Source organism: Huijunlia imazamoxiresistens (assembly GCF_037132455.1).
In the GTDB taxonomy this organism is placed as follows: Bacteria; Bacteroidota; Bacteroidia; order Chitinophagales; family Chitinophagaceae; genus Flavisolibacter; species Flavisolibacter imazamoxiresistens.
Genome location: NZ_JBBBEI010000020.1, coordinates 37,744 through 62,281 on the forward strand (window position 1 = coordinate 37,744; position 24,538 = coordinate 62,281).

The following is a 24,538-nucleotide window of genomic DNA, read 5'->3' on the forward strand; positions in this document are numbered from 1 at the left end:
CAGCCGCCCGGGTTTCCACTTCTAAAATTCGATATTTCTATGCCACTTCAGCAACCAGTTGCTGGGCCAGGCGTTCTTCTTTTCGTTGAGCCCTCCAGCCGCTGAACAGCAGGTTGCGGTCCAGCACCGGCTTGGGGTAGAAAAGCGAGGCCACGTAGCCTACGCCGATCACCACGAAGTGGCTGTACACGCCCAGCATGTAGGTGTGGTGGGTAAAATTGTACTTGCCCATGTCCAGCAGCAGGCGCTGGTGGTCGCCCAGGCCGAACTTCGTGGAGGTCAAAAGCGCATAACCCGTAAACAGCACACAGGCGATGATGCCATAGGTAAGGCCCTGCCGGTTGGCACGGGCGCTGAAAAGCCCCAGCAAGAAGATGCCCACAATACCGCCGGAGAAGATGGCGTACAGCTTGAAGATAATGCCCAGCACCCCTTCACTTCCGGTGTACACATACAAACAGCCAATGCCCACGGACAGCAGTCCTGAAAGCACCACCATCCATTTGCCGGCCAGCAGGTATTCCTTGTCGGAGCGGTTGCGGCGCAGCTTTTTGTAATAATCCTCCACGCCTACAGCAGCCAGGGAGTTCAGGTCGGCGCTCAGGCTGCACACGGCGGCGGAGATCATGGCCGACAGGATCAGGCCTACCACGCCTACCGGCAGTTTGGTGAGAATAAAGTAGGGGAACACGCCTTCAGCCTTGGTACCGGCAGGCAGGGAATGTTGTTGGAAGTAAGCAAACAGCGAAGTGCCGATGAACATAAAGATGCACCATACGGGTACGGTCAGCAGGATGCCCATGAGCGACGCCCGGATAGCCGCCTTGTCGGTCTTGGCCGCCAGGTAGCGCTGCACCACTGTCTGGTCGGTACCATACTTCTGCACGGCATAAAACACGCCGTTGATGGCCATCACCACGAAGGTCAGGCGGGTGAAGTCCATATCATAGGGACCAAAGCCGGTGCGGCCGTGGGCTTCGGCAATTTGAAGGATAGTGGTAAGGCCGCCCTCCGTAGAGTACAGCAGCACGCCCAGGCAGATAATGCCGCTGGCAAACAGCATAAATCCCTGGAACACGTCGAGCCAGATCACCGCTTCCATGCCCCCCATCAGGTTGAGCAGGATAATGACCGAACCGATGATGCCGATGATCAGCAGGGTATCGCTGCCGGTCATTTTGCTCAGGGCCACGGCCAGCAGGAAGAACACGGTGCCCATGCCCGAGAATTGCCGCAGCACGAAGCCCAGCGAGCTGTAATAGCGGGCAAAGGTGCCGAAGCGTTTTTCAAAGTATTCGTACGTACTCAGGCCGATCACCTTTCGATAAAGCGGCACGATAAACCAAATGATGAAAATGAGCACCACGGGCACCATCAGTCCCTGTACCAGCAGCAGCCAGTTGGACGAATAGCCCTGGCCGGGATACGCCAGGAAGGTAACGTTGGAGATGAGGGTCGCCAGCAGCGACATGCCGATAGCCCAGGCAGGGATGCGGCCGCTGGAGGCGAAAAAGGCTTTGGTGGACTTTTGCTTTTTGGCAAATCGAAACCCAAAGTAAAGGGTCGCCATCAAAAACAGGAAAATGATGGCATAGTCGAGGAAATGAAGATGGTTCATGGCAATGCGTTGTTAGACTTTTTGAGTTCCTGAGTTTCTGAGTTAGGATGCTACAGGTTCCCGAGTTCACTTGTTGAGGGTGAGGGTTATGGTTTGGGTGTTAGGTTTTATGCGTATCGTTTATCGTTGTTGCTCCTTGCGTATTGAATGTTGGTTATTGAATATTGACTGTTTGTTGTTCTTTGCCCATTGTCTATTGCCCCTTCACAACTCCCTTCGGCCAGTCGTAGCTTCCGGGCTTCAGGGTGATGCAGACGCCGGAGGGGGTGCGCATGCGGATGACGCCGGGAGCCAGCTCCTGCAAGGGAAAAAACCGGGTCAGGCCCAGCTGCCGCAAGATGGCCGAGGCGGTGGCGCCGCCTTCGATCAGCAGTTCGCTGATGGGCGCTTCGGCAAACACCTTTTGCATGGCCAGGGCCATCTTCTGTCGCAGCGAGGCGGCCGAGGCTTCGGCGCCGGTAGCCGTGTCGGGGTCGATGGCCACCAGGGCGGTCTGGTGTTCGTTCAAAAAAGAAAGCACTTCCCTCTTCCAGCGTTCCAGCGGCTCCTGTTCAGGAAAGGGCGCATTGGCCAGCGCAGCGGGCATGTAGCTGACAGGGCCGCCCCTGGCCTTTTCGGCTTTGAGGGCGTTGCGGCTTTTACCGAAAGTGGTGCCGCTGACAAAGAGCGAAGGTTTTTGAAAGGATAGTTGCGGAGGCGCCATGGGCGCTTTATTATTTTCCGCTGGAAGCGACAGCGTTTGCAGCACCGCCGTGAAAAAACCGGAAGCACCCACCAAAAGGGTTTGCCCGTCCACCTTCGCGGCCCAGGCCTGCAGGTCTTCTTCGGTCTGCACCTCGCCCACAATGATGCCGGATGCAGGCAGCGCTTGATCTTTCCTCAACAGGTGAACAGGGGTGTCCTTTGCCCGGAGCATATCCGTTACCCTTGAAGAGCTAACGGGAAATTCGGGATCATGGGCAAAGGAACTCTGGTGAATGGGCTTGCCGTTGAAGTAGTAGATGCCGTCTTTGATGGTGCGGCCCAGGGCGGGATTGGACGGCACGATCAGCGCCCGCTGAAGGCCCAGCACCCGCATTTGGGCGGCCGTTTCGGCCAGCACATGCCCCCGCAGCACCGAGTCGATCTTTTTGAAGATCAAAGCAGGCTGCAGCCGGGCAACGGCTTCGGTCACCTGCACCGTCTCCCTTACGGCTTCTGCCTCCGGGCACGAACGGGTGTCGGTAGCCACCACCAGCAGTTCCGCCTCCGTAGCGGCAGGTACCTGCATGTTGATCTCCACCGGCAGGTGGCGCTTCAGCCCCAGCCCGCCCAGTTCGGCGGCGCCGGTCAGGTCGTCGGCAATTACGACAAGCATCCTTTCAGCGTTTATGAGTTTACAGGTTGTTCGTTCGCCCCCAAATTCCCAATTAACGAATTAACTAATTCCTTATTCCTGAATGGCAGCCGCTGCTTTTACGCGGTTCTTGCTCAGTTGGACGGCCGACTCGATGGCGAGGAGCATGGCGTCGGCGGAGGCGACGCCTTTGCCGGCGATCTCGAAGGCCGTGCCGTGGTCTACCGAAGTGCGGATGATGGGAAGACCCATGGTGATGTTCACGCCTTTGACGCTGTCCATCTGCTTTTTCTGGGCGTTCCAGCGGAAGCCGGTCAGCTTGAAGGGAATATGGCCCTGATCGTGGTACATAGCCACCACACCGCCGTAGGCGCCGGTAGCCGCTTTGGAAAACAGGGTGTCGGCAGGGATCGGACCTTCCACGTCGTAGCCCAGGCGACGGGCTTCTTCCACGGCGGGGAGGATCTCCTCGGCTTCTTCCCAGCCAAAGAGGCCGGAGTCGCCGGCATGCGGGTTCAAGCCGGCGACGCCGATCTTGAGGTTGGCCTCACCCAGCTGCTTCAGGCCGTTGTGCAGCAGCTCGGTCACTTCCACGATGCGGTCCTTCTTCACGGCGTCGCAGGCCTGGCGCAGCGATACGTGGGTAGATACGTGAATGACCTTCAAATTATCTTCCACCAGCAGCATGGCGTACTTGCGGGTGCCGGTGTAGTGGGCGTAAATTTCGGTATGGCCGGCAAAGTGGTGGCCGGCTTCGTTAATGGATTTCTTGTTGATGGGACCCGTAACGGTGGCGTCCACGTCGCCGGCCAGGGCCAGCTCGATGGCGGTGCGTACGGCCTCGAAGGAAGCCTCGCCGGCCATGGCGGAGATCTCGCCCAGCTTCAGCTGCGACAGGTCGGTGATACCCAGGTCGAGCACGTCGCAAACCCCGGGTTCGAACAGGGCGGCCTCCACCTCTTTGATGGCGTTGATGCGGGCAGGCAGCTGCAGCCGTTCGATGATGTCGGCAAACACCACGGCATCGCCCACCAGCAGCGGGCGGCAGATGTCATAGACGCGGTTTTCCAAAAGGGCTTTTACGGCTATTTCCGGGCCGATGCTCGCCGGGTCGCCCATGGTAATGGCGACGATGGGTAGTTGGTTCATGATAGCGAATGCGTTTTTATAGAATGAGGTTGTAGAAATTGTTCTATTGAGTATCAGGCAGGGATAACCGACATTTCTTCTTTGGCGGCCAGCTCGTGCAGGGTGGAGCGCAATTGCCGGCGCTCTTCCGCGCCCAGGGCCTCCAGGGGCGGCATCATGTGGGGACCGCAAAGACCGGCATCCTCCATCAGCACCTTCAGCGCCGCCAGCGAAGCACCCAGCAGGCGGCCCGACTGGTACAGGCTGCCGAAAACGTCGGACAGGCGCTGCAGGCGGAAGGCCTCTTCGCGGTTGCCCAGGCGTACGGCTTCCGCCATGTCGGAATAAATCTGCGGGTACAGGTTACCGGTACTGGGGATCAGGCCGTCGCCGCCGCCGAGCAGGGCATTGGCCGACTGGGCGGCCCAGCCCAGGAAGTGGCTGAAGTCGGACCGGTCCTTCCACAGGCGGAGCGACTCCTGCAGGCGCTCTTCGCTGCGTTCGGAATCCTTGGCGCCCACGATCTTTTCGTGGCGGCTCAATTCGTCGACCACGGCCAGCGGAATGGACATGTGGGTGGTGGCGGGAATGTTGTAGATGATCAGCGGCCCGGGAATGCTTTCGGCCAGCTGCTCAAAATAGCGTTTCATGCCGCTTTCGGACAGGGCATAATACGAAGGAAGGGTAGCCGCTACCACGTCGATGCCGGCATCGAAGCTGCGCTTCGCCAGCTCCACGGACTCTTCGAGGCTGTTGGACGAAATGCCGGCATACAGCACGTCGCCCGGCTGGCGCACCGCCGCGGCCTTTTTGATATAGGCTTCCTTAACGGAAGCGGGAAGCGAGGGGGCTTCTCCGGTAGTGCCCAGGATAAAGGGATGGACACCATGGCGGCGGAAGTTGTGAAACATCCTTTCCACCGCTTCTTCATCCAGCCGGAAATCTTCCGTCAGGGGCGTTACGGCCGGAACCACCACGCCTCCGTATTTTTTTGTTGTATTCATGGCAAAAACAATAAACAATTAGCAATGAGTATTAGGCAATAGGCAATGGACCCTGTAACCTGCAAACAACTCGTAAACTTGTAAAACCGGCTCCCAACTCAGGAACTCAGGAATCTTAGTTTAGAACGCGGCCTCATAAATCGCAACCGCATCCGCATAGGTAACCTCCCGGGGGTTGTTTTTCAGGAGGCGCTGGATTTTGAGGGCGTCGGTGGCCATTTGCGGGATCGCTTCCCGCGGGATGCCTACTTCGCTCAGGCGGGCAGGGATACCGCACTGGCGGATCAGCTCCTGCACCTTTTTGATGCCGTTGCAGGCGGTTTCCCCATCATCGGCGCCGCGGGGGCAACCCAGGGCCACGGCCACGTCGGCATAGCGGCGGGGAGCGGCGGGTACGTTGAACTCCATGACGAAGGGCAGCAGGAGGGCATTGCTCAGCCCATGGGCCAGGTGAAAGGTGCTGCCCAGCGGGTAGGAAAGCGCATGGACGGCCGCGGTATTCACAGGGCCCAGGCAAAAGCCGCCCAGCAGGCTGCCCATAGCCACGGCGGAGCGGGCGTCCTTGTCGGCACCGTTGGCCACCGCCTGCGCCAGGTTGGCGGCGATCAGGCGCATGCCTTCAAAGGCATACATATCGATATAGGGATGGGCGAATTTATTGGTATAAGCCTCCAGGCAGTGCGTCAGCGCATCCAGGCCGGTGGCGGCCGTTACCTGCGGGGGCACGCTGGCCGTCAGCAGGGGATCGACGTACACGATATCCGGCACCAGGAAGGGACTGATGATGCCTTTCTTCTGGTTGTCGGCATTGTCTACCAGGATGGCGTTGGGGGAAGCCTCGCTGCCGGTGCCGGCGGTGGTGGGGACGCAGACCAGCTTTTTGCGGCGGCCTTTCAGCTGGCCGATGCCCACGATCTCCTGCAGGCTCTGGCTGTTTTCGAGTTGGGCGGCCACCAGCTTGGCGGCATCCAGCACGCTGCCGCCGCCAATGCCCACGACCACGTCGGGGTTCAGGGGAGCGGCTTCCTGCATCAGGCCTTCGAAGTCGGCGAAGGTGGGCTCCTGCAGGATGGAGGTATTGAGATGAACGGATTGACCCTGCTGCTCGAGGTTTCGGACCAGCCCTTCGATCTGCGGCAGCAGCGCCGGTACAGTCAGCAGGTAGATGCGGGCACAATCGAGGGCGGCGATTTCGGCCTCCAGGCCGGCAAGCACGCCATTGCCAAAAACCAGTTTCCCGGGAAAATGGATGGATAACAGTTCTGATTTCACGGATGGAGTAGGTTTAAATGAAGCAAAAGAAAAAGGAATGTTTACGTTTATTTGTTTTTCACGCCCCTCTTCTTTCATTTGCCGGATGAAGTTACGGAAAGTTTCGATTTTGCTCCGTTTATTTTAAAAATTCGTAAAAAAAGGAAAGCAAATAAAAGGAAGCAGGATGCAGCGCCCTTTTTCCCGTTCAGGATATCTTAAGGGAGGCCACGCCCCCGCGATGGCGTTGATGGGAGGACGGGCCGCTAGGCGACGCGTTTGATAGGTTACGAGTTTACAGGTTTACAAGTTTACGGGTTGGCGGGAGTTTGGTTCCGTTTTGGATTCCTGATTTTTGAGGGCCATTTTCCCCAACAATTTTGCTTACCCCTCTACCCAGTACGCACCGGAGTTACGATAGCTTGTGCACTCGTGAACTTGTGCACTCGTGAACTACCTCCGTCGGAAAAAAATCAATAAAAAACATAATGTGGCACCGTTTTAGTTTTAAAAAATATTGAAGATCAATTGATAAGGTAACTGTAAACGGAAAAAGTGCGAAGGAATCAATAGATCCGCCCTGGATAACAGGTCCCTGCGACCGAGCGTCCTTTCCTTCCTTCCGGACCAGGCCCCATCAATTTCATCAAGCAGCAGTCGTATTATTTTTTAAACTAAGAGGTTATGTCAGAGAAAAAGCAAAGTGGCCAAAGAGGAGATACTTCTAAACGCGGTTTTGCCTCGATGGACCCCGAAAAGCAACGAGCAATTGCCCGCATGGGCGGACGGGCCGCCCACGAACAGGGAACTGCTCACGAATTCGACTCTAACGAAGCCCGGGAAGCAGGTCGCAAAGGTGGCGAAGCTGTAAGCCGGGATAGAAAGCACATGAGTGAGATCGGCCGCAAAGGGGGCGAACGCTCCCGCAACCGCAGCCGGGAAAATGCCGGGTAACGGCATCGTGTGCCAGGATATGTGCGTGACCGTACCCTGCGTGCAGCCAGCCAGACTGCCCCACAATCAATACCTGTGAAACCCGGTATCCGTTACTCAGCGTACAGCAGTTTGGTTTTGTAAACATGCACGACCGCTACATAAAAAAAGTGCGATGTATCCGTACACATCGCACTTTTTTTATGCCCGGGCGGCCCCTCCCTAACCGCCGCTTTCCCTGCCTTCCAGCCAGCTTTTGAAACTGTTGACCCGGTCGCGGCTCACGATGGCATCCAGGCCGGGAATAGGCTCATGAAGCTCTACAATAAAGCGGTTGTTATAATAGGTGGTGATCTTCCGGATCGCATCGATGTGGATGATCAGCTTGCGGTTGATGCGGAAAAACAAATGCTTGTCCAACATCCGTTCGACCTTCTCCAGGGAATAATCGAGCGGTATTTTCTGATGCGTGCGGGAGTTGGCCCAGGTAATCCCCTCCTCGAAATACACGCTGGTAATATCCCTGGCCTTTACATAGATCAACTGGTTGTTCATCTTCCCCAGGAACCTCGTGTGCTCCCGCCTGAAAAACTCCTCGGCGATCCGCGCCACGTCGATCGCCGGCTGCACCGGCATGCGAAACTGCTCGAACTTTTCCAGGGCACGTTTCAGGTCTTTTATGTCGATAGGCTTCAACAGGTAATCCACACTGTACACCTTAAATGCCTGCAGGGCAAAGTTGTCGTAAGCCGTCGTAAAGATGATCGGGATCCGGATCGCCACCCGGTCAAACAGCTCAAAGCAGTTGCCATCGGACAACTGGATGTCCATAAAGATCAGGTCAGCGGGCGGGTGCCGGTGGCTGAAAAGCGCTATGCCTTCGGCTACCGACGCCACCACCGCGGTTACCTCGATGCCCGGCCGGCATTGGTGCAGCAACTGCACCAGCCGTTCGGCATTCAGCTTTTCGTCCTCAAACACCATTACGTTCATGTCCGTAAATTATGGGAAGTTTTACAATGAAGGTGTCGGGCAGCTCCGTTATTTCGATCCGGCGGTCGCTGGCCAACTCGTAGCGCTTGATGATGTTGTCCAGTCCCACGCCCGTGGAGTCGCTGTGGCTTCGCCGGCGCAAGTCGTTCGCCACGTACAGGGCCCCGCCCTCGCTTTTTATGCTGATATGCAACGGCTTGTCCGTGGAAAAACGGTTGTGCTTCACGGCATTCTCCACCAGCATCTGCAGGGTGGCGGGCGGCACCAGTCCCCTGGTTTTCACCTGCTCGTCGATCCGGAGGTCAAACACGATGCACCCCTCGTGCCGGATACAGATCAAAAACAGGTACGACTCCAGGAACTCCAGCTCCGTTTGAACGAACACCAGGTTCTCGAATTTCTTATCCAGGATGTAGCGGTAGGTCTTAGCCAACTGGGTGATGTACTCCGAGGACAGCTCGGGGCTTTTATACACCAGCTGCGTCAATACGCTCAGTGAGTTGAAAAAGAAATGCGGCTCGATCTGGCTTTTGAGCAGGTCGTATTTGGCCTGGATGTTTTCCCGCATCAGCCGTTCTGCGTTGAGCTGTGCTTCCCGCCAGTTCTTGTAATAAAAAATGATCCCGTTGTAGCCCAGCAGGAGCATGTAAAACAGGAAAAAGCCCGCAATGAGGTCATAGCTGAACGAAGTGAAGCTGGCCCAGGCCTCGTACCGCCGAAAAAGCAGGATGTCGAAGGCGGCATAGCAAAACGAAAAAATGTAGGCGACCAGCGCCCCGTACAAAACCAGGATGCTGCAGAGCAGCAGCACCCGGTAGGGTACGGGCTTGTTGCGCAGCCGGTGCTCCAGCTTTTTGGAAAACCGTTCCGCCACCACCCATGCCGCCAGCCCGAAGGCCACAAATAACAAACTGAACAATTGCCCGCGCAACAGCACCACGCCGATACCCTTGGGAAAGGTCAGGTCAAAGGACTTGAAGACAATGCTGAGCAGGTACAACAGGGCTAGCCGCAACCCATATTTTATTCCTGCGGATTCGTTCATGGGGGACAAAGCTGGCATTAAAACTCGATTTTATAGCTAACATTCGGCACCATCAGGCGCTCCCGGTTCTCATCGACCGTTTGCGTCTTATAGTTGTACCGGTGGCCGTAGTATTCCCGGTAGCCGGTCACGTTCAGCACCTTCAGCGCGAATTCATGGGCCACCCGCTCCCGGTTCACTTTATAGCTCAGCGTCACATGACCCAGCAGCGCAGGCGGCAGCTTTTTGGAAAAGGCCTCCTCTTCCCGGTACACCACCTCCTGCTGCGCAAAGGAACGCTCGTAGTTGACCGGCGTATAGCGGTCGCCGCCCTGGTAGCTGACCCGCAAATTAGCGTTCCACACGTTTTGCCCCCCGCGGCCCGCCATCCATTCCTTGCCCATTAAAAAATTGGACAGGAAATTCCGGTTGAACCTCGTGTTGCGCCAGACGCCGTCGCCGCCGGCATAGCGTGCCTGGAACAGGGAGCCGGTGACCATAAAATAAAACCCTTTCGACATAAATTTCTCCAAGGTAACATCAATGCCGTAATTCTTTCCCCTGCCGGTGCTTTGCAGCGGTTGGTGCAGGAACCAGTCGGCCTGCAGGTTGAGAAACGAATACGTGCTGTCGGCAATAACAGGTACGTGGTACAATTGCTGGAAGTAGGGTTCGGCCCGGACATGAAAGTTGTTGCCGGCATTCCAGTTGTACGAAAGCACCAGGTGGCGGGCCCGCGTGAAGTCCAGGTCCTTGTTCAAAAAAGTGCCGTCGGCGGCCCGGGTAAAGTAATAGTTCAGCAGTTCCAGCCGGCTGTGCAGGCCATACGCCAGCGCCAGCGTATGTTTCGGCGCCACCTGCCACCGGGCGCCCAGCCGCGGCTCGATGCTGCTGCGGCCGTTCCGGGTAAAATACTGCGTATATATGCCCGCCTGCAACAGCCACTTGTCCGACAGCTGGAAAGCGGAATGCGAATAGGCGGACAGCAGGGTGCTGAACCCGTCTTCGTCCGTAAAGGTTTGCAGGGGTCCTGCCGCAGGTTGGGCTTCCTGCAGCAGCATATGATACAGGAGGCCGGTGGCCTGTATGCCCGTTTTATGGGTGTGGCGGGCGCTGAACTTTTTATTGTAGTACGACGACCATACCAAGTTCGTGTTGGTTTTTTGGATCACGTTCTGCGGCAGCAGCTTTTCGCCGCTCCTTCTTTCCGTATGCAGGTCCAGCCCGCTCACGGTGGCCGCCAGGGTGGTTTTCAGAAAACCGTCACGGCCCAGCGAAATTTTATGGCCCAGGCCCAGGGCGCCCATAAACTGCTTTACGTCCTGCCGCTCCTTGTCCTGCCGGTACCTCCATTTTGCCGTATCGGCTTCGGGGCTTTGCCCGGAGCGGTCTTCCAGGCCCAGGCCCCAGAGCGAGAAGGTACCCCCCTTTTTCGTGGGAACATGCAGCTTGAACGACAGGTCCTGGTACCTGGTACCCGCTGCCTCCTCGGGCATCAGGGAAGAGAGCAGCGCGAGTGTGGAATAGCGGTAGTTGAACAGGTAGGAAGACCGGGCGCCCTTTCGAAAGGGGCCCTCGGAGGCCACGTCCACGCCAATGAGGCCCAGCTGCACCGCGCTTTCGGGCCGCTGGTTATTGCCGTTGCGCAATTTCATGTCGAACACGCCCGAAAGCGCATTGCCGTATTCGGCCGGGAAGGCGCCGGTCAAAAAATCGGAATTCCCCAGCACCTGGCTGCTCAACGCGGTCAGGCCACCGCCGCCGAAACCGGTAACGTCGGCAAAGTGGTTCGGGTTCGGGATTTCCACCTCTTCCAGCTTCCATTGCAGGAATTTGGGGGCATTGCCCCGGACGACAATGCCGTTATGGCCCACATTGCTGCCGACCCCCGCAAAGGAGGAGGCCAGCCGGGCAGGATCGTCGAAGCCCCCGGCAAAGCGCCGGGCTTCCTCCACGCTCAGCGTACGGGCGCTGGCAAGGGCCATCTTGTTCAGGGGCACCGCTTTATGGACGGGGGCCGTCACCACCACTTCCTCCATGGGGCGAACGGATTCTTCCAGGACCACTTCCAAAAACGTTTCCTTCACCGCGGATACCACCACTTCCTTGAAGAGGGCCGGCTCATAGCCGGTATGGGACACCTGCACTTCGTAGCGGCCCAGGGGCACGGGTGCCAGCACAAAATTCCCGGCACTGTCCGTGGTCGTGGCCCGGGCGGCAGAAGGCACCAGGACCACGGTGGCGAAGGCCAGCGGTTTGCCGGAGGCGTTATCCTGCACCACGCCCCGGACCGTTCCCGACTGTGCCTCAACGAGGAAGGAGGTGCCTAAGAAAGAAAACAAGAACAAGCAGCTGAACGATAATTTCATTTCCGGTTTGGTTTAATACGGCAAAGCTGCCGGTAACCGGGAACGTGAGAAACAAATGGGGGATAAACCGTAGGGCTTTTGTGCTGAATTGCCCGGAAAAGGGGTTGAATTGTTTGGCGCCGCCGGTGTGCATAAAAATATACAATCACGACCGGTAGTGTGGAAGCTGAAGCATACCATGCCCCCTGCCACCGCCCCGAGAAGGCGGCCGCACCAAAAGAAAAGGATATACATGAAAGATCATGCCCATATATATTTTTCCCGCTCAAAGTATCCCGGCGGGACCGAATCCGGGGAACAAAGTTTCCCACTGGTGAAAAACGGGCATATTTTTCGAAAGCAGGAAAGAGAAAGTGGAAAAGCCCCGCTGCTTTCCAAAAACCTTCCGGCTCAACCTGTTGCCCGCACCGAAAATATTGCCGCCCACCGGGCCGTTTTTACGCCAATTGGCATTGATTTTTTACCCCTATAACCGGACCTTTTTAAATCTAAAACATTTAACAATGGAACAAAACAGAAATCAAAGCGGCCAACAAGGCAATCAAGGCCAAACTGGCGGTCAAGGCGGCAACATGGGACAAGGTGGTAACATGGGCCAACAAGGCAGCAACAGAGGACAAAGTGGTATGGGCGGCCAAACCAGCCAAACAGGCCAAAGTGGATCGCAACAACAAAACGACCAGAGCCGCAGCGATCAAAACCGCGGCAGCAGCAGCGATCAAACTCGCAGTGGAAACAGATAGCGTTAACAGATTGCTTGTCGATTAAATACGCCTGGACGACTCCAGGCGTATTTTTTTTATAGCCCACTTGGGAATTTCGGATGCCGGATTTCGGAACCCTTGTAAGTTGTGGGAGTCTTTCTCCTTTGAAGGGTTCCGAAATCCGGCATCCGAAATAACTGATACCGTCTTTTCCCCTTAAAACGGCCTTATATGCATGGGCATACCCTCCGATGCCCCCAGGGTAAGGGAGGGAACCATCCGGGGCACATAGCCCTCCACGGGCCGCGGCCGCAGGTGCCGCCCCAGCACCGCCAGCACGGCCACCATCTCCCAGAGGGCAAACTGGCTGCCGATACACATCCGCTGGCCGGCGCCAAACGGGATATACGCCCCCTTGGCCGCCTGGCCGCCGCCGGCCGGCAAAAATCGTTCGGGGCGGAATTCGTCGGGCCGGTCCCAGCAGGCGGGATTCCGGTGCAGGGCCACTACGCTGGTCAGGACAACGGCGCCCTTTTTCAGGGGGTAGCCCTCCAGCTCCAGGTCCTCCGCCAGCTGGCGCTGGAGGTGGTAAACCGGCGGGTATAGCCGCAGGGTCTCTTCGATCACGGCCCGGGTGTACACCAGTTGCGGCAGGTGTTCGGGCCGCACCTCGCCGGCCCCCACCACCTGCCGCAGCTCTTCCTGGAACTTCGCCCATACCTCCTCCTGCTGCCACAGGATATACCAGGCCCAGGTAAGGGCATTGGAAGAAGTTTCGAAGCCCGCCAGGAACAGGGTCATCACCTCGTCGCGCAACTGTTCGCGGCTCATCTTTTCGCCTGTTTCCTCGTCCACCGCTTCCAAAAAAGCCTGCAGCAGGTCGTCGCCCGCCGTAGCGCCACGCAGGCGCTCGTCGATGATGCGGTACACCACGGCGTCGAGGCGGCGCCGGTTGCGGAAAAACCGCAGGTGGGCGGCCAGGGGCAAGCCCATGGGATAGCGGGGAAGGGTATAAATGCGGCGGTCGATGAAGGCCAGCGCCTGCTTGACGTCGGGCGGCACGGTGGCCGCCTCGCGGTACAGGTCGATGCCGAACAGTGCCTTGCCGGCGACCCGCAGGGTGAGCTCGCCCATTTCAAAGATCATACGGTGCACTTCTTCGGGGCCGTACCCCTGCCACTGCCGCAACACGTCGGTGCCGCAGTCGAGGAACATTTGCAAAAAACCGCGCAGCTTATCCTTATGAAAGGCCGGGTTCGCCAGCCGCCGCTGCCGTTTCCAGAACGCGCCCTCGCTGGTGACCAGGCCCTGCCCCGTCAGCAGCGACAGGGTCTGAAAAGCCGGCCCCTTGACAAAGCTGTCGGCCCGGCTGACAAATACCTGGCGGACAACGTCGGGGTGGGCGGTGACATACAGGTCCATGCCGATCATGCGCAGGCGGCAGAGGGGCTGGTAGCGCAGGGCGGCCCCGAACAGGTAGCCCATGGGATCACGGGCGATCAACGCCGTATGTCCCCACAACCGGTTTCCGGGAGGAGAAGGAGGAAGGTTCACGAGTTTACGAGTTTACGCGTTTACGAGTAATGAGTTCACCTGTTCACGTGTTCGTCTTGGGGGCCGGGAGCGTTGATTCGTAGGTGCGTATTCCTTGAAGTGTTTCCAACAAAAAAGCACCCAACCTATAAGGGTGGAGTGCTATTTCAATTTAAGCTTTTCTACCAATAGCTGCGCAAAAATTATCGGAGGGGGCTCCTAAGCCGGCACGGGGGGCGGCAGGATCACCACTACGGTACGGCCGTCGTCCTGGACGCTGACGGAGCCGCCGTACAGCTCGGTGCGGTTGCGGATGGTATTGAGCCGCACCTCGTTTTCCGGGATGCGGTCCGGGTCTTCCTTCCCGTCATCACGGATGGAAAGAACGATTTCTTCGGAGGCCGAGATGCCCAGGAACACGTGGCGGACGCCCTCTTTTTTGCGGATGATCTCGAACTGCTCCTCTACGATCCGGTACAGGTTCACGGCCGCTTCGCCCTTGATGTCGTCTGCATTGCCGTGGCATTCCAGGTGGATCCGGAAGGGTTCGCAGCCCGAATACTGGAGGATAAATTCATTCATCAGCCAGCAAAAGCCGGCTTCCTTCAGCGTGGTAGGCGTAATGGCATGCGACAGGTGGCGCGTTTCTTTCACCAGCCGCTGCACCACCTCCTTGCTTTTCTCCAACAACGGCTGGCGCAGGTCGGGCATACCCAGGGCCATGTCGAGGTAGGAATTCAGGGCCGCCAGCGATTGCGCCACGTTCTCGTGGAGCTCGGTACCGATGAACTGCCGTTCCTTTTCCTGCACCAGCAGGGTTTTCTGAACAGTCTTCTTTTCGATTTCCAGCAATTGCCCTGCCCGCTGGCCAATGACCTTGTTCCGGACCCGCAGCTCCAGCATGCGGCTGACCTGGTGCGAGATAATGGTCAGCGCCCGGGTCTGGCCCGCCGACAGCTCGCGCGGCTTGCGGTCCAGCACGCAAACCGTCCCCAGCTTGTTGCCCGCACTGGAAACGATCGGGGCGCCGGCATAAAAGCGCACCTGTTGCTCACCGGTAACCAGGGGATTGTCCGAAAAACGGTCGTCCTTCAGGGCGTCTTCCACCACCATCACCTCGTTTTCCAGGATCGTATGGGCGCAAAAGGCGATGTTGCGGTCGGTTTGCGTAACGGAAAAGCCCTTCCGGGCCTTGAACCACTGGCGGTCCTTGTCCAGGAAGGAGATCAGGGCGGTGGGGCAGCCATAGATATAGGCGGCCAGTTCCGCCAGCTCGTCAAAATCCTTCTCGGCGGGGGTATCGAGGATGTCGTACGACAGCAGGTCGGACAACCGCACCTCCTCATTTAATGGGAAACGTGGTACTTGCATGGGAATTCGGATGGGCCCCAAGGTAACAGCTTCCTGTGAATAATGCATTGATTTCGACGAATTTAACGGATATGAAGGCTAACTCACCGGGAACGCACGTCCACTTTTTTCCCCTCCTCCCGGCCATAAAAAACCGGGAAATACATCATCTCGGCCCGGGCCGGGTTCAGCTGGTAGCGACCGGCATACCGCGGCATCAGCGCCACGGAAAAGGTATAGCGGCCCTTTTCGAGGCGGCTGCAAAAAATGCTCACCTTGTTCTTAAAATGCTCCCGGTGCACTTCGTTGTTGCGGTACGACGGCGTCTTGCCGGCATAGGAGCAGCCGGCGGGAATAGGGAGCTCCACCAGCACATAATCGGCATCACCCGTTACTTCCACTTCTGCCTGCAGGGTCACCGGCTCGCCCGCCCGCAGCGCCTCCACGGGCTCCCCGTCGCGCTCCCAGTACGTCCGGACGGCAAAGCCATTGCCCTCCTTCCGGGGGCGGGGATTCCACAGCTGCTGGTAGGCCGTAAAATAAACCGGCCCGTTGCCGCTGCGGCGGACGGTGAGCTTTTCGCCCGCCGCCACCTCCAGGGCAAAGGGGAACTGCCGGACGGTCCGATTCCGGGCCCCGCCGAGCACCAGGGTGGCCCCCTGTGCCTCGCCGGCTTCGGCCAGCAGGCCCGGAAGGATCGTTTCCAGGATCAGCGACGACTCGTAGGTGTTGCGCCAGTGCCCGTTCTTGCGGGCTTCCAGGAAATACTGCCGCACCCGGCGCAGCTGGGCGTCGTAGCCGCCGGCGGCCTGCAGCAGGCGGTACATCAGCAGGGTCACCTGGACGGAGTTGTCGAACAGGTGATGGTTTTCCTCGCCCCAGTAGAGGTTGCCCATCAGGGTAAGGCGGGCTTTGGCTACCAGGGTATCCAGGGCCACCGGCAGGCCGGCTGCCTGCCGGGCCTCCAGCCAGCGCAGCTTCGTATAGAGCGCCTGGCGGGGGTGCACCCGGGGCAGCGTGTCGAGGTAGGCGGGGTAATCCACCTTGGCAGCCAGGGCCCGCAGCAGCCGCAGGGCCATCAGCCGTTCCTGGGGCGGGTAGCTTTCCAGCCGGAACACCAGGTAGTCGATCGCCGGCTGCTTGTTGAGGCCCGTACGGTAGCCGGCCGCCTCCGCCATCAGGAAGGCCTCGGTCACGTGCAGCGACACCCAGGGTAATGGGTCGCCCGCCCGCCACCAGGCCCAGAGCGGCCCGGAGCGGTTTTGCTCCAGCCGGCCGATCAGCTCCCGGATGTTCTTGTCGCCGGTAAAGGGCTGCTTCAGGTACCCGCATACCTTTTTTTGCAGCAGCAGGGCCTTCAGTTTGGAAGCCAGCTGCTCGTTGCAGCCGTATTCGTAGCGGCGGATGCTTTCCATCTCGTCGAGCAGCACGGGCAGCACCGAGGTTTCGGCATACAGTTTCACGGTGCCCAGCGAGGTATCCATGGATAGGGTGAAGGAGGTATCGCGGTCGAGGGCGGCGAAAAAGCCCCGGGTTTCCCGGGTGCCGGCGGGAAAGACCGGCAGGCGGCGCTCCTCGCCTTCTACATAGCCGTCGTCCTTTTGGATGCGGTAGCGCAGCGCCAGGGAGTCTTCCGTGGCGGCCACTACCGGGAAGGTATCGATCCAGGAATGCTTCAGATCGAGGACGGCTTCCCGGGGCGGCAGGCCGCCGGCCGTAAACGTTCGTTTCACGCGGACGCTGTCGGGCAGGTAATGCAGGACCTTGCCGATCACGGTCATCGAATCGCCGCGGACGGCAAAGGCTGGCAGGGCCAGGCGGGCGCTCAGGGCCTTGAACGAGCGGATGGTGCCTTCGGCAAAGCCGGTGCCCCTTTTGCCGCCCATGGCCAGGGTAAAGGTGCGCCAGCTGGTGATGTCGTCGGGGAAGGTTACCCGGAAAGACGCCCGGCCGGCGGCGTCGGTCCGCAGGGCGGGCTGCCAGTAGGCGTCGTCGCGGAAGTTGCGGCGCAGGCCGGTGGCCGTTCCGGTGCTGTCCTCCGCCGCCAGGGCGGCGGGGGCTTTTTTGGTCGTCACCACCACTACGCCGCCGGCGGCAGCCGCGCCGTAGAGCGCCTGGGCCTGCCGGGGGTCCAGGGTTTTCTTTTCGACAATGGCGGACGGGTCCAGGTCCTCCAGGCGGCCGCTTTAGGGCAGCCCGTCCACGATCACCAGGGGCGGCGGGGTTTCGGCGGAGGCCGCCCCGCGGATAAAGAAATGGGCGCCATTGCCCGGGGCGATACTTACCCCGGCCAGGCGGCCCTCCAGCACCTGGCTGACCGACGCGGTCCTGTCTGCTTTCTTCTGGGTGCCGTTGCCGACCACCACTACTTCTTCCAGGCGCATTTTGGCGGGCAGCAGCCGGATGGAATAGTCATTCGCCGCCGTCACCGGCACCTCCACGGAGGTATAGCCGACAGTGGCAAACACCAGCACGGCCTTGTCCGGCACGTTCAGCCGGAAAAAGCCCGCCGGGTCGGTAGCGGTAGCGGCAAGGACGCGGGTACCCTTTACGGAAACGGTCACGCCCCCCAGCGGCTGGTCGCTTCCCCCCCTTACCCGCCCCGAAACCAGCCGTTTAAACGTGGAGCGGTCCAGGAACCCGTCGTTGAAGCTTTCCTTAATAACGCCCAGGTCGGACGCTTCATAGCCGGCCTCTTTCCGCCGGTCGGTGATGGCGGCGATGCGGGCGCTGACGCTGTCGCGCAGGCGGGGCCGGAGGGTGCCGGTTTCAAAATAGTTCAGCCCGCCGGGCCGCACCCGCAGGCTGTCCAGGATAACGTAATGGCCACCCCGCAGCAGCAGGAACAGGCGGTAGCTGCCCGGCTGCACATAGCCCAGGTCGCGGGCGCCGCCCCGGTAGGCGCGGACAAAATCGGGCTCGTCGTAGCGAAACAGGAACAGCTGGGTAACCATAACCTGCCGGCCGGCCGTATCCCGGCCCACCTCCACCCGCAGCCTGCCGGCACCGGCCGGTTTCAGGTAGGGGTTGTAAAAAAGGTCTTCCGTGGCATTGCGGTGGTCGAGGTGGTCCTGCCACAGGCTGTCCACCTCTGCCTGCGTCAGCACGAAATCGCGGAAGTCGGGGGCCGGCGCGGCCTGCGACAGCCAGGTGCGGAAGGGGAAGGGATCCTTCCATTGCTTTTGCTTCACCAGCCCCTGGGTGATCCGGTAGGTGTAACCGCCCTCCACATCGAACCATTGCTCGAAGCGGTGCTGCACCTTCAGCGCGGCGCTCCTGTTGTCCAGGGGGCCCACCGGCACGGGAGGGGTATAGGCGGCCCGCTGCCGTCCGATGGGCAGGAGGGGAAAAAGCCGGTCGTCCTGCTGCACCCAGGCCAGGTTGCGGCCGTATACCGTTTCCACCAGCAGCAGGTAGCGGCTCCACAGGAGCTGTTCTTCCGGCGTCAATACGCCCGGCATCGGTTGGAGGCGGAGGCGGGGATCGCCGGAAGCGGCATTGACGCTGAGAAAGGTTTTTTGCCCTTTTTCGACCCATACGCTGTCGAGGGTGAGCAGCAGCCCGGGTGTGCGCAGCTTCAGGGTATGGAAGCCGGGGCGCACGGCAAAGCTGTAGCGCTGCTGGTGTTCCGCCCCGCTGAAGAAAATGGGTTTTTCATCGATATACAGCAGGTGAATGGGCAGCAGGTCGCCGTTCCGCACTACGAAGGGCGCCAGCTGGGTAAGGCTGTCCGGGGCCGGCTCGTGGCTGGTGTAGCGGTGGTCGGGGTGCAGGAAGCGGTAATACTCCACGGTATCGAGGCCCAGCTCGCGGCTCCAGCGCTGCCAGGAAAGCGCCCCGGTGGCCTGGAGCGCCCCCTGCTCCGATACCAGGAAAGGGGCGTATTGGGGGCGCAGCGGGGGCTGCTTTCCCAGGTAAGGCAGGGCGGGGCGGCCCGCGCCGGTGAATTTGGCGGTAAAGGCGTAGGCCGTTACATCGGCATCCGCCACGGCTTTTCCACGGGCATCCGTAACCGAAATCTCGATATCGGCCGCCTGGCCGGGAAAAACGGCTTCGGGCGCTTTTACGCCCACGGTCAGCAGCTTATCGCGGAAAGGGATCGCCAGTTCCTGGCTGTGCACGCGGCCGGCAAACAGGTACTGCAGCGAAAGGGAATACGTGGCCTGCCGGCGGGCTTGCCGCACGTACAGCAGCGTATCGCCCTGGCCGCGGAGCAGCGCCTTGCGGCCGGCAAAGATCGTGTACCAGACCGGCAGACGGGCAGGGTTTACCAGTTGCAGGAAGACCGAATCGCGGGTGCGGAAGGTGCGGGCCGATACCAGGCTGCCGGGGGAAGGCAGCCCATAGGCCGCCGACACGCTGTCGGCCCGGACAAAGTAGCGGGCCGCGAAGGGATGCACCGCCAGGCGGGCGGGCAACTGCAGCGGCTGCGCTTCCAGGGTATCGCCTTCCTGCGCCAGGGCATAGACCATAGCAGCGGCAGGCTGCACCCGCCCCCGGGCGATGGCGGTCACCAGCAGGCTGTCCTGCCGCAGTTCGAACGCCAGCCGGCGGGGCAGGTGGCTGAACGCGCCCTGTGCCCTATCGGTCCGGTCCTCGTTATCGGACGTCAGCAGGGTGCAGCGCACCTCGTACGAAAAGGAGGCGGCGGGAAAGATGCTGTCCGGCAGGGCGATCCGCGTTTCCCCTACCGCTTCCAGCGGCTCCGTATGGTCCCAGAGCGTATCGGGGAGGAACAGGCGGGGCGCGCCGAAATCATGCGCCCCGGAAGGGAGCACCAGCACCCGGATGCGGCTGTCGAGCAGCGCCAGCCCGTTTTCATCGGTGGCCGTGGCATAAAGCGCCGCCGGCTCGTGCCGGCTGTGCTCTTTTTTGTCCAGGCGCACCGAAAACGTCGTTGCTTTCAGCGCATAGTCTTCCAGGCGGAATTTGCCCCGCATGACCACCTTCCTTTTCCGGGCGTAGGCCTCCTCGTCATCGGCATCCTCGTTGCGGCCCCGGTCGTATTTATGGCTGCGCGCTTCTTCCAGGGTCAGCAGGTACTCCTCATCCAGGTCCAGGTCGAGGCTGTCGGAAAGAACGAACCGGAAGCTGTAGCCGCCGGCGCGGTAAGGGGCCAGGGTGGCCAGGACCGTGTCGGTGGACAGCCCCCTGCCCGAGAGCCGCAGCAGCAGCTTTTGGTGCAGGCCTTTTCCTTTTTTATTTCCCACGAAGGCTTTCAGGGCCACCGTATCCCCCGGCCGGTATTCCGGCTTGCTGAACACCATAAAGCCGCGGAAACTTTTTTCGTGGGCCGTGGCATAAAAGAATGCCGGCCGGGAACGGTACGGGGCCTTTTTGCGCCACTTGCGCACCGCGTTGGCGGCATATTTCAGCGGAAAGCTGTGCGTTAGCCGGTAGCCCAGGCCCCGGCTGGGGGTATAGCGGTTCTTTTGTTCCGCCACGGGGAACACATACAGGACGCCCTGCCGGTACACCCGGACGGTGCCGGAGGGTTGGGACCGGCGGAGGCGGAAGGTTTGGGTGGGCGCATCAAAGGGTACCCGCCGGTGGCCGAAGTACACCCGGGCATCCGCTACTTCCCGGCCCTGCCGGTCGTACAGCGCCACTGCCAGGTCGTGCCGGTTGTTTACCAGCCGCCATTGCAGGCCGCCGGCCGTATGCAGGCGGTAGTGCAGGCGGTTGTCCACCGCCCGCACCAGCAGGTAGTTGCCGGCAGGCAGCGGCGGCAGGCGGGCGCTGTCGGCCAGCGACGAATCCACCAGGGTATGCAGGTAGCGCTCCCCCGCCTTTTGCATACCGGTACGGTACAACCGAAGTGCTTCGGCCGGGCTGATTTTATAGGCATATTGATAAAGGCTGCCGCGGCGGCTGGCCGACAGGGGACGCTGGGCCAGCAGGGAAAAAGAAAGCAGCAGGAAGAGACAAAGCACGATCGTTCGCATGGCGGTTAGCTTGAAATTTAGCGGGGGAGGACGGGGGCAATTTACGGCTTCCGGCCGGAAACGGGGGCGGCCCTCCCTCATCCGACCATATTGGCACGTTCTTTTATTCTCTACCCAATGCCCTTGGCGCCGCCTTCCCGGGGAAGGCGGAAGAGCCGAAAAAACACAACGACGTGAAGCGAATTCTCGTACCATATAATATCGACTATGATTGTAACAGAAGAGCAAAGGAAGGAAGCGCATGCCTTCTATAAAGAAGCATTGGACCTGTTGTGCGAAAGCGGAACACAGTTTATGATGGGCGGGGCGTTCGCCTTTTTTCAATACACCGGCATCTTCCGCGATACCAAGGACCTGGACGTATTCTGCAAGCCCAGCGAGTACCCGAAGATCCTCAAATTTTTCGCCTCCAAAGGCTACCGCACCGAGCATACCGACTCGCGCTGGCTGGCCAAAGTGTTCAAGGGCGACTACTTCATCGACATCATCTTCAACTCGCCCAACAACATCTGCCGGGTGGACGACACCTGGTACCAGCACGCCACCGACGGCCAGTTCGAAGGCTGCCACCTGAAACTGCTGCCGCCCGAAGAACTGGTGTGGTGCAAGATCTACGTCCAGAACCGCGAACGCTTCGACGGGGCCGACGTGAACCACATCCTGCTGAAATGGGGCAAACACATCGACTGGAAGCGCCTGTTGTTCCGCATGGACCAGCACTGGCACCTGCTGCTGGCGCAACTCATCATCTTCCAGTTCGTCTACCCTGCCGAATACCACGACATCATTCCCAAATGGCTGTTCGACGAGCTGATGGCCCGCGCCAATGAACAGTACGACCTGCCCCCCTCGCAGGAAAAGGTCTGCCGTGGCCCCATCATCGACCAGACGCAGTACAGCGTGGACATCAAGGACTGGGATTATAAAGTAACGACCATTAAAACCGTGTAATGCTTATGGCAGAAGAAACCAAGAAAACCCGGCTGGCCGCCGTGGGTGATATCCACGTCCGGGAATCCGACACCGGCAAATGGACGGCCTTCTTCCGGGAGGTCTCCCGCCAGGCCGACATCCTGCTGATCTGCGGCGATCTGACCGATACCGGCGACGAAGGCGAGGCCCGCGTACTGGCCGAAGAGCTCCGGGCCTGCTCCATACCCGTGGTGGCCGTACTGGGCAACCACGACTACGAAAAAGGACGGCATAAACTCATCCGGCAAATGGTACAGAACGAGCACGTACACATCCTGGACGGCGAGGCGGTGGTGATCGGCAACGTGGGCATTGCCGGCGTCAAAGGCTTCGGCGGCGGTTTTGACAACCACATGCTGTCGATGTTCGGCGAAGGCGCCATGAAGGCGTTTGTACAGGAAGCCGTGGACGAGGCCCTGCACCTCGACCGCGCCCTGGCCCGCATCGACGCCATCAGCCAGGACCTGAAAAAGATCGCCATCATGCACTACGCGCCCATCAAGGCCACGGTGCAGGGCGAGCCGGAAGCCATCTTTCCCTTCCTGGGCTCCTCGCGGCTGGCCGAGCCGCTCAGCCGCCGCCAGGTGGTCGCCGCCTTTCACGGCCATGCCCACGTGGGCGTGCTCGAAGGCGAAACCGCCAACGGCGTCAAGGTGTTCAACGTGGCCATGCACATCCTCCAGAAGGCCGGCTACGAACACCCCTTCTTCCTCTACGAGGTATGACCAATGACTATTGACCAGTGACCGCTTCACTCCAAAAACCCACAACCATGAACGACAACCAACACCTGTGGTGGCAAACCGGCGTCATTTACCAGATCTATCCCCGCTCCTTCCAGGACAGCAACGGCGACGGCGTCGGCGACCTGAAAGGCGTGCTGCGGCGCCTCGACTACCTGCAATGGCTGGGCGTCACCGCCGTTTGGCTTTCTCCCATCTACCCCTCCCCCATGGCCGACTACGGCTACGACATATCGGATTACTGCGGCATCCACCCCCTGTTCGGCAGCATGGACGACTTCGACGAGCTGCTGCAGGAAGTGCACCGCCGCGGCATGAAACTGATTTTGGACCTGGTGCCCAACCATACCTCCGACCAGCACCCCTGGTTCCTGGAATCCCGCTCCTCCCGCGACAACCCCAAGCGCGACTGGTACATCTGGAAAGACCCCAAACCCAACGGCAGCCTGCCCAACAACTGGCTGAGCGTCTTCGGCGGCCCGGCCTGGGAATGGGACGAGCGTACCGGCCAATACTATTACCATGCCTTCCTGAAAGAACAGCCCGACCTGAACTGGCGCAACCCCGAAGTGCAGGAAGCCATGCTGGGCGTGATGCGCTACTGGCTCGACAAAGGCGTGGACGGCTTCCGTGTGGACGTGATGTGGCATATGATCAAGGACGAACAGCTGCGCGACAACCCCGTGAACCCCGAATACCAGCCGCATATGGCTACCTACGAGCAGCTCTACCCGGTCTACTCCACCGACCAGCCGGAAGTGCACGACATCGTCCGGAAAATGAGGACCGTGCTCGACAGCTATCCCGAGCGCATGATGATCGGCGAGATCTACCTGCCCATCCACAAGCTGGTCACGTATTACGGCGTGGACAACTCGGGCGCCCACCTGCCCTTTAACTTCCAGCTGCTGTCCCTGCCCTGGCAGGCCCCGCAGCTTTCGGCCGCCATCGACCTGTACGAAGGCGCCCTTCCCAACGGCGGCTGGCCCAACTGGGTGCTGGGCAACCATGACCAGCCCCGCATCACCAGCCGCGTGGGCATCCAGCAGGCCAAGGTGGCGGCGCTGCTGCTGCTGACCCTCCGCGGCACGCCCACCATCTACTACGGCGAGGAGATCGGCATGCGCGACGTGCCCATCCCCTTCGAGGAAGTGCAGGACCCGCAGGGCCTCAACATGCCCGACAAAAACCTGAGCCGCGACCCGGCCCGCACGCCCATGCAATGGAACAGTGACATCTATGCCGGCTTTTCGGAAACAAAGTCCTGGCTGCGCGTGGACAAGGCCTACAAGCGCCATAACGTGCATGCCCAAAAAGAAAATCCCTTTTCGATGCTGTCGCTCTACCGCCGGCTGATCGCGCTGCGCCAGTCGGAGCCCTCTTTTACGGTCGGCACTTATGCGCCCATCCATGCCGACCAGCAGATGATCTCCTTCTGCCGGCAGGCCCCCGGACGGCCGGCCTACGCGGTCATCCTGAACCTGAGCCACCGCCCCTGCTATTTTACCGCCCGCGACAAGGAAATAAAAGGTACCGTGGTGCTGGCCACCGCCCCCGAACTCGAAGGCACCACCGTCCACAATACCATTAACCTGAGCGGGGACGAAGGAATCATCGTTCGGCTGGACAGCTAGA

At 59.9% G+C, this 24,538-nt stretch carries 18 protein-coding genes; 6 read left to right on the plus strand and 12 right to left on the minus strand.

The window, feature by feature from the left end; genetic code table 11:
• Window positions 1–37: 37 nt before the first annotated feature.
• The 5 genes from V9K67_RS20315 to V9K67_RS20335 all read right to left on the minus strand — a co-directional run bounded on the left by V9K67_RS20315 (window position 38) and on the right by V9K67_RS20335 (window position 6,358).
• A complete protein-coding gene (locus V9K67_RS20315; protein WP_336725670.1) occupies window positions 38–1,618 on the minus strand; it encodes a sodium:solute symporter family protein in 1,581 nt (526 codons plus the stop codon).
• A 193-nt stretch (window positions 1,619–1,811) separates the two neighbouring features.
• Window positions 1,812–2,975 (minus strand): four-carbon acid sugar kinase family protein, encoded by a 1,164-nt coding sequence (locus tag V9K67_RS20320; RefSeq protein WP_336725672.1) that lies wholly within the window; start codon window positions 2,973–2,975, stop codon window positions 1,812–1,814.
• 72 nt (window positions 2,976–3,047) lie between these two features.
• Entirely contained in the window at window positions 3,048–4,103 is a 1,056-nt protein-coding gene (pdxA, locus tag V9K67_RS20325) for a 4-hydroxythreonine-4-phosphate dehydrogenase PdxA (protein ID WP_336725674.1), read from the minus strand.
• Window positions 4,104–4,156: 53 nt separating this feature from the next.
• Window positions 4,157–5,086, minus strand: a complete 930-nt coding sequence (locus V9K67_RS20330) for a dihydrodipicolinate synthase family protein (protein WP_336725675.1) — start codon at window positions 5,084–5,086, stop codon at window positions 4,157–4,159.
• Between the two features lie 120 nt (window positions 5,087–5,206).
• A complete protein-coding gene (locus tag V9K67_RS20335) occupies window positions 5,207–6,358 on the minus strand; it encodes an iron-containing alcohol dehydrogenase (RefSeq protein ID WP_336725677.1) in 1,152 nt (383 codons plus the stop codon).
• A gap of 663 nt (window positions 6,359–7,021) precedes the next feature.
• Between V9K67_RS20335 and V9K67_RS20340 the strand changes: the two genes are divergently transcribed.
• Window positions 7,022–7,291 (plus strand): KGG domain-containing protein, encoded by a 270-nt coding sequence (locus V9K67_RS20340; protein ID WP_336725679.1) that lies wholly within the window; start codon window positions 7,022–7,024, stop codon window positions 7,289–7,291.
• A gap of 201 nt (window positions 7,292–7,492) precedes the next feature.
• Here V9K67_RS20340 and V9K67_RS20345 read toward each other — a convergent pair whose 3' ends face one another.
• Genes V9K67_RS20345 through V9K67_RS20355 form a run of 3 tightly spaced genes read right to left on the minus strand, consistent with a single transcriptional unit; the run spans window position 7,493 to window position 11,656 of the window.
• On the minus strand, window positions 7,493–8,263 hold the full coding sequence (locus V9K67_RS20345) for a LytR/AlgR family response regulator transcription factor (protein ID WP_336725681.1): 771 nt from the start codon (window positions 8,261–8,263) through the stop codon (window positions 7,493–7,495).
• Complete coding sequence (locus V9K67_RS20350) at window positions 8,244–9,308, minus strand: sensor histidine kinase (protein WP_336725682.1); 1,065 nt, start codon at window positions 9,306–9,308, stop codon at window positions 8,244–8,246. Before V9K67_RS20350 ends, V9K67_RS20345 begins: the two co-directional genes overlap by 20 nt.
• Window positions 9,309–9,325: 17 nt before the next feature.
• Window positions 9,326–11,656: a TonB-dependent receptor gene (locus V9K67_RS20355; protein WP_336725683.1), complete on the minus strand. Its 2,331-nt coding sequence runs from the start codon at window positions 11,654–11,656 to the stop codon at window positions 9,326–9,328.
• A gap of 232 nt (window positions 11,657–11,888) precedes the next feature.
• On the opposite strand from V9K67_RS20355, the gene V9K67_RS20360 reads away from it, so the two are divergent.
• Window positions 11,889–12,128, plus strand: coding sequence for a hypothetical protein (locus tag V9K67_RS20360; RefSeq protein ID WP_336725684.1), 240 nt, complete (start codon window positions 11,889–11,891; stop codon window positions 12,126–12,128).
• Window positions 12,129–12,159: 31 nt separating this feature from the next.
• Window positions 12,160–12,399 carry a hypothetical protein gene (locus tag V9K67_RS20365; RefSeq protein ID WP_336725685.1) on the plus strand — a complete coding sequence of 80 codons (240 nt, stop codon included), beginning with the start codon at window positions 12,160–12,162 and terminating at the stop codon, window positions 12,397–12,399.
• Between the two features lie 177 nt (window positions 12,400–12,576).
• On the opposite strand, the gene V9K67_RS20370 is transcribed toward V9K67_RS20365, so the two are convergent.
• From V9K67_RS20370 to V9K67_RS20385, 4 genes are all read right to left on the minus strand, one after another.
• On the minus strand, window positions 12,577–13,914 hold the full coding sequence (locus tag V9K67_RS20370; RefSeq protein ID WP_336725687.1) for a cytochrome P450: 1,338 nt from the start codon (window positions 13,912–13,914) through the stop codon (window positions 12,577–12,579).
• Window positions 13,915–14,112: 198 nt separating this feature from the next.
• Window positions 14,113–15,264, minus strand: a complete 1,152-nt coding sequence (locus V9K67_RS20375; protein WP_336725688.1) for a GAF domain-containing sensor histidine kinase — start codon at window positions 15,262–15,264, stop codon at window positions 14,113–14,115.
• Between the two features lie 83 nt (window positions 15,265–15,347).
• Window positions 15,348–17,318 (minus strand): alpha-2-macroglobulin family protein, encoded by a 1,971-nt coding sequence (locus V9K67_RS20380; protein ID WP_336725690.1) that lies wholly within the window; start codon window positions 17,316–17,318, stop codon window positions 15,348–15,350.
• Window positions 17,319–17,429: 111 nt separating this feature from the next.
• Window positions 17,430–21,188 carry a carboxypeptidase-like regulatory domain-containing protein gene (locus tag V9K67_RS20385; protein ID WP_336725692.1) on the minus strand — a complete coding sequence of 1,253 codons (3,759 nt, stop codon included), beginning with the start codon at window positions 21,186–21,188 and terminating at the stop codon, window positions 17,430–17,432.
• A gap of 207 nt (window positions 21,189–21,395) precedes the next feature.
• Between V9K67_RS20385 and V9K67_RS20390 the strand changes: the two genes are divergently transcribed.
• Genes V9K67_RS20390 through V9K67_RS20400 form a run of 3 tightly spaced genes read left to right on the plus strand, consistent with a single transcriptional unit; the run spans window position 21,396 to window position 24,537 of the window.
• Entirely contained in the window at window positions 21,396–22,139 is a 744-nt protein-coding gene (locus V9K67_RS20390) for a nucleotidyltransferase family protein (protein WP_336725693.1), read from the plus strand.
• 5 nt (window positions 22,140–22,144) lie between these two features.
• Window positions 22,145–22,885 (plus strand): metallophosphoesterase family protein, encoded by a 741-nt coding sequence (locus V9K67_RS20395; protein WP_336725694.1) that lies wholly within the window; start codon window positions 22,145–22,147, stop codon window positions 22,883–22,885.
• 47 nt (window positions 22,886–22,932) lie between these two features.
• Complete coding sequence (locus tag V9K67_RS20400) at window positions 22,933–24,537, plus strand: alpha-amylase family glycosyl hydrolase (protein ID WP_336725695.1); 1,605 nt, start codon at window positions 22,933–22,935, stop codon at window positions 24,535–24,537.
• The last annotated feature ends 1 nt before the right edge of the window (window position 24,538 follow it).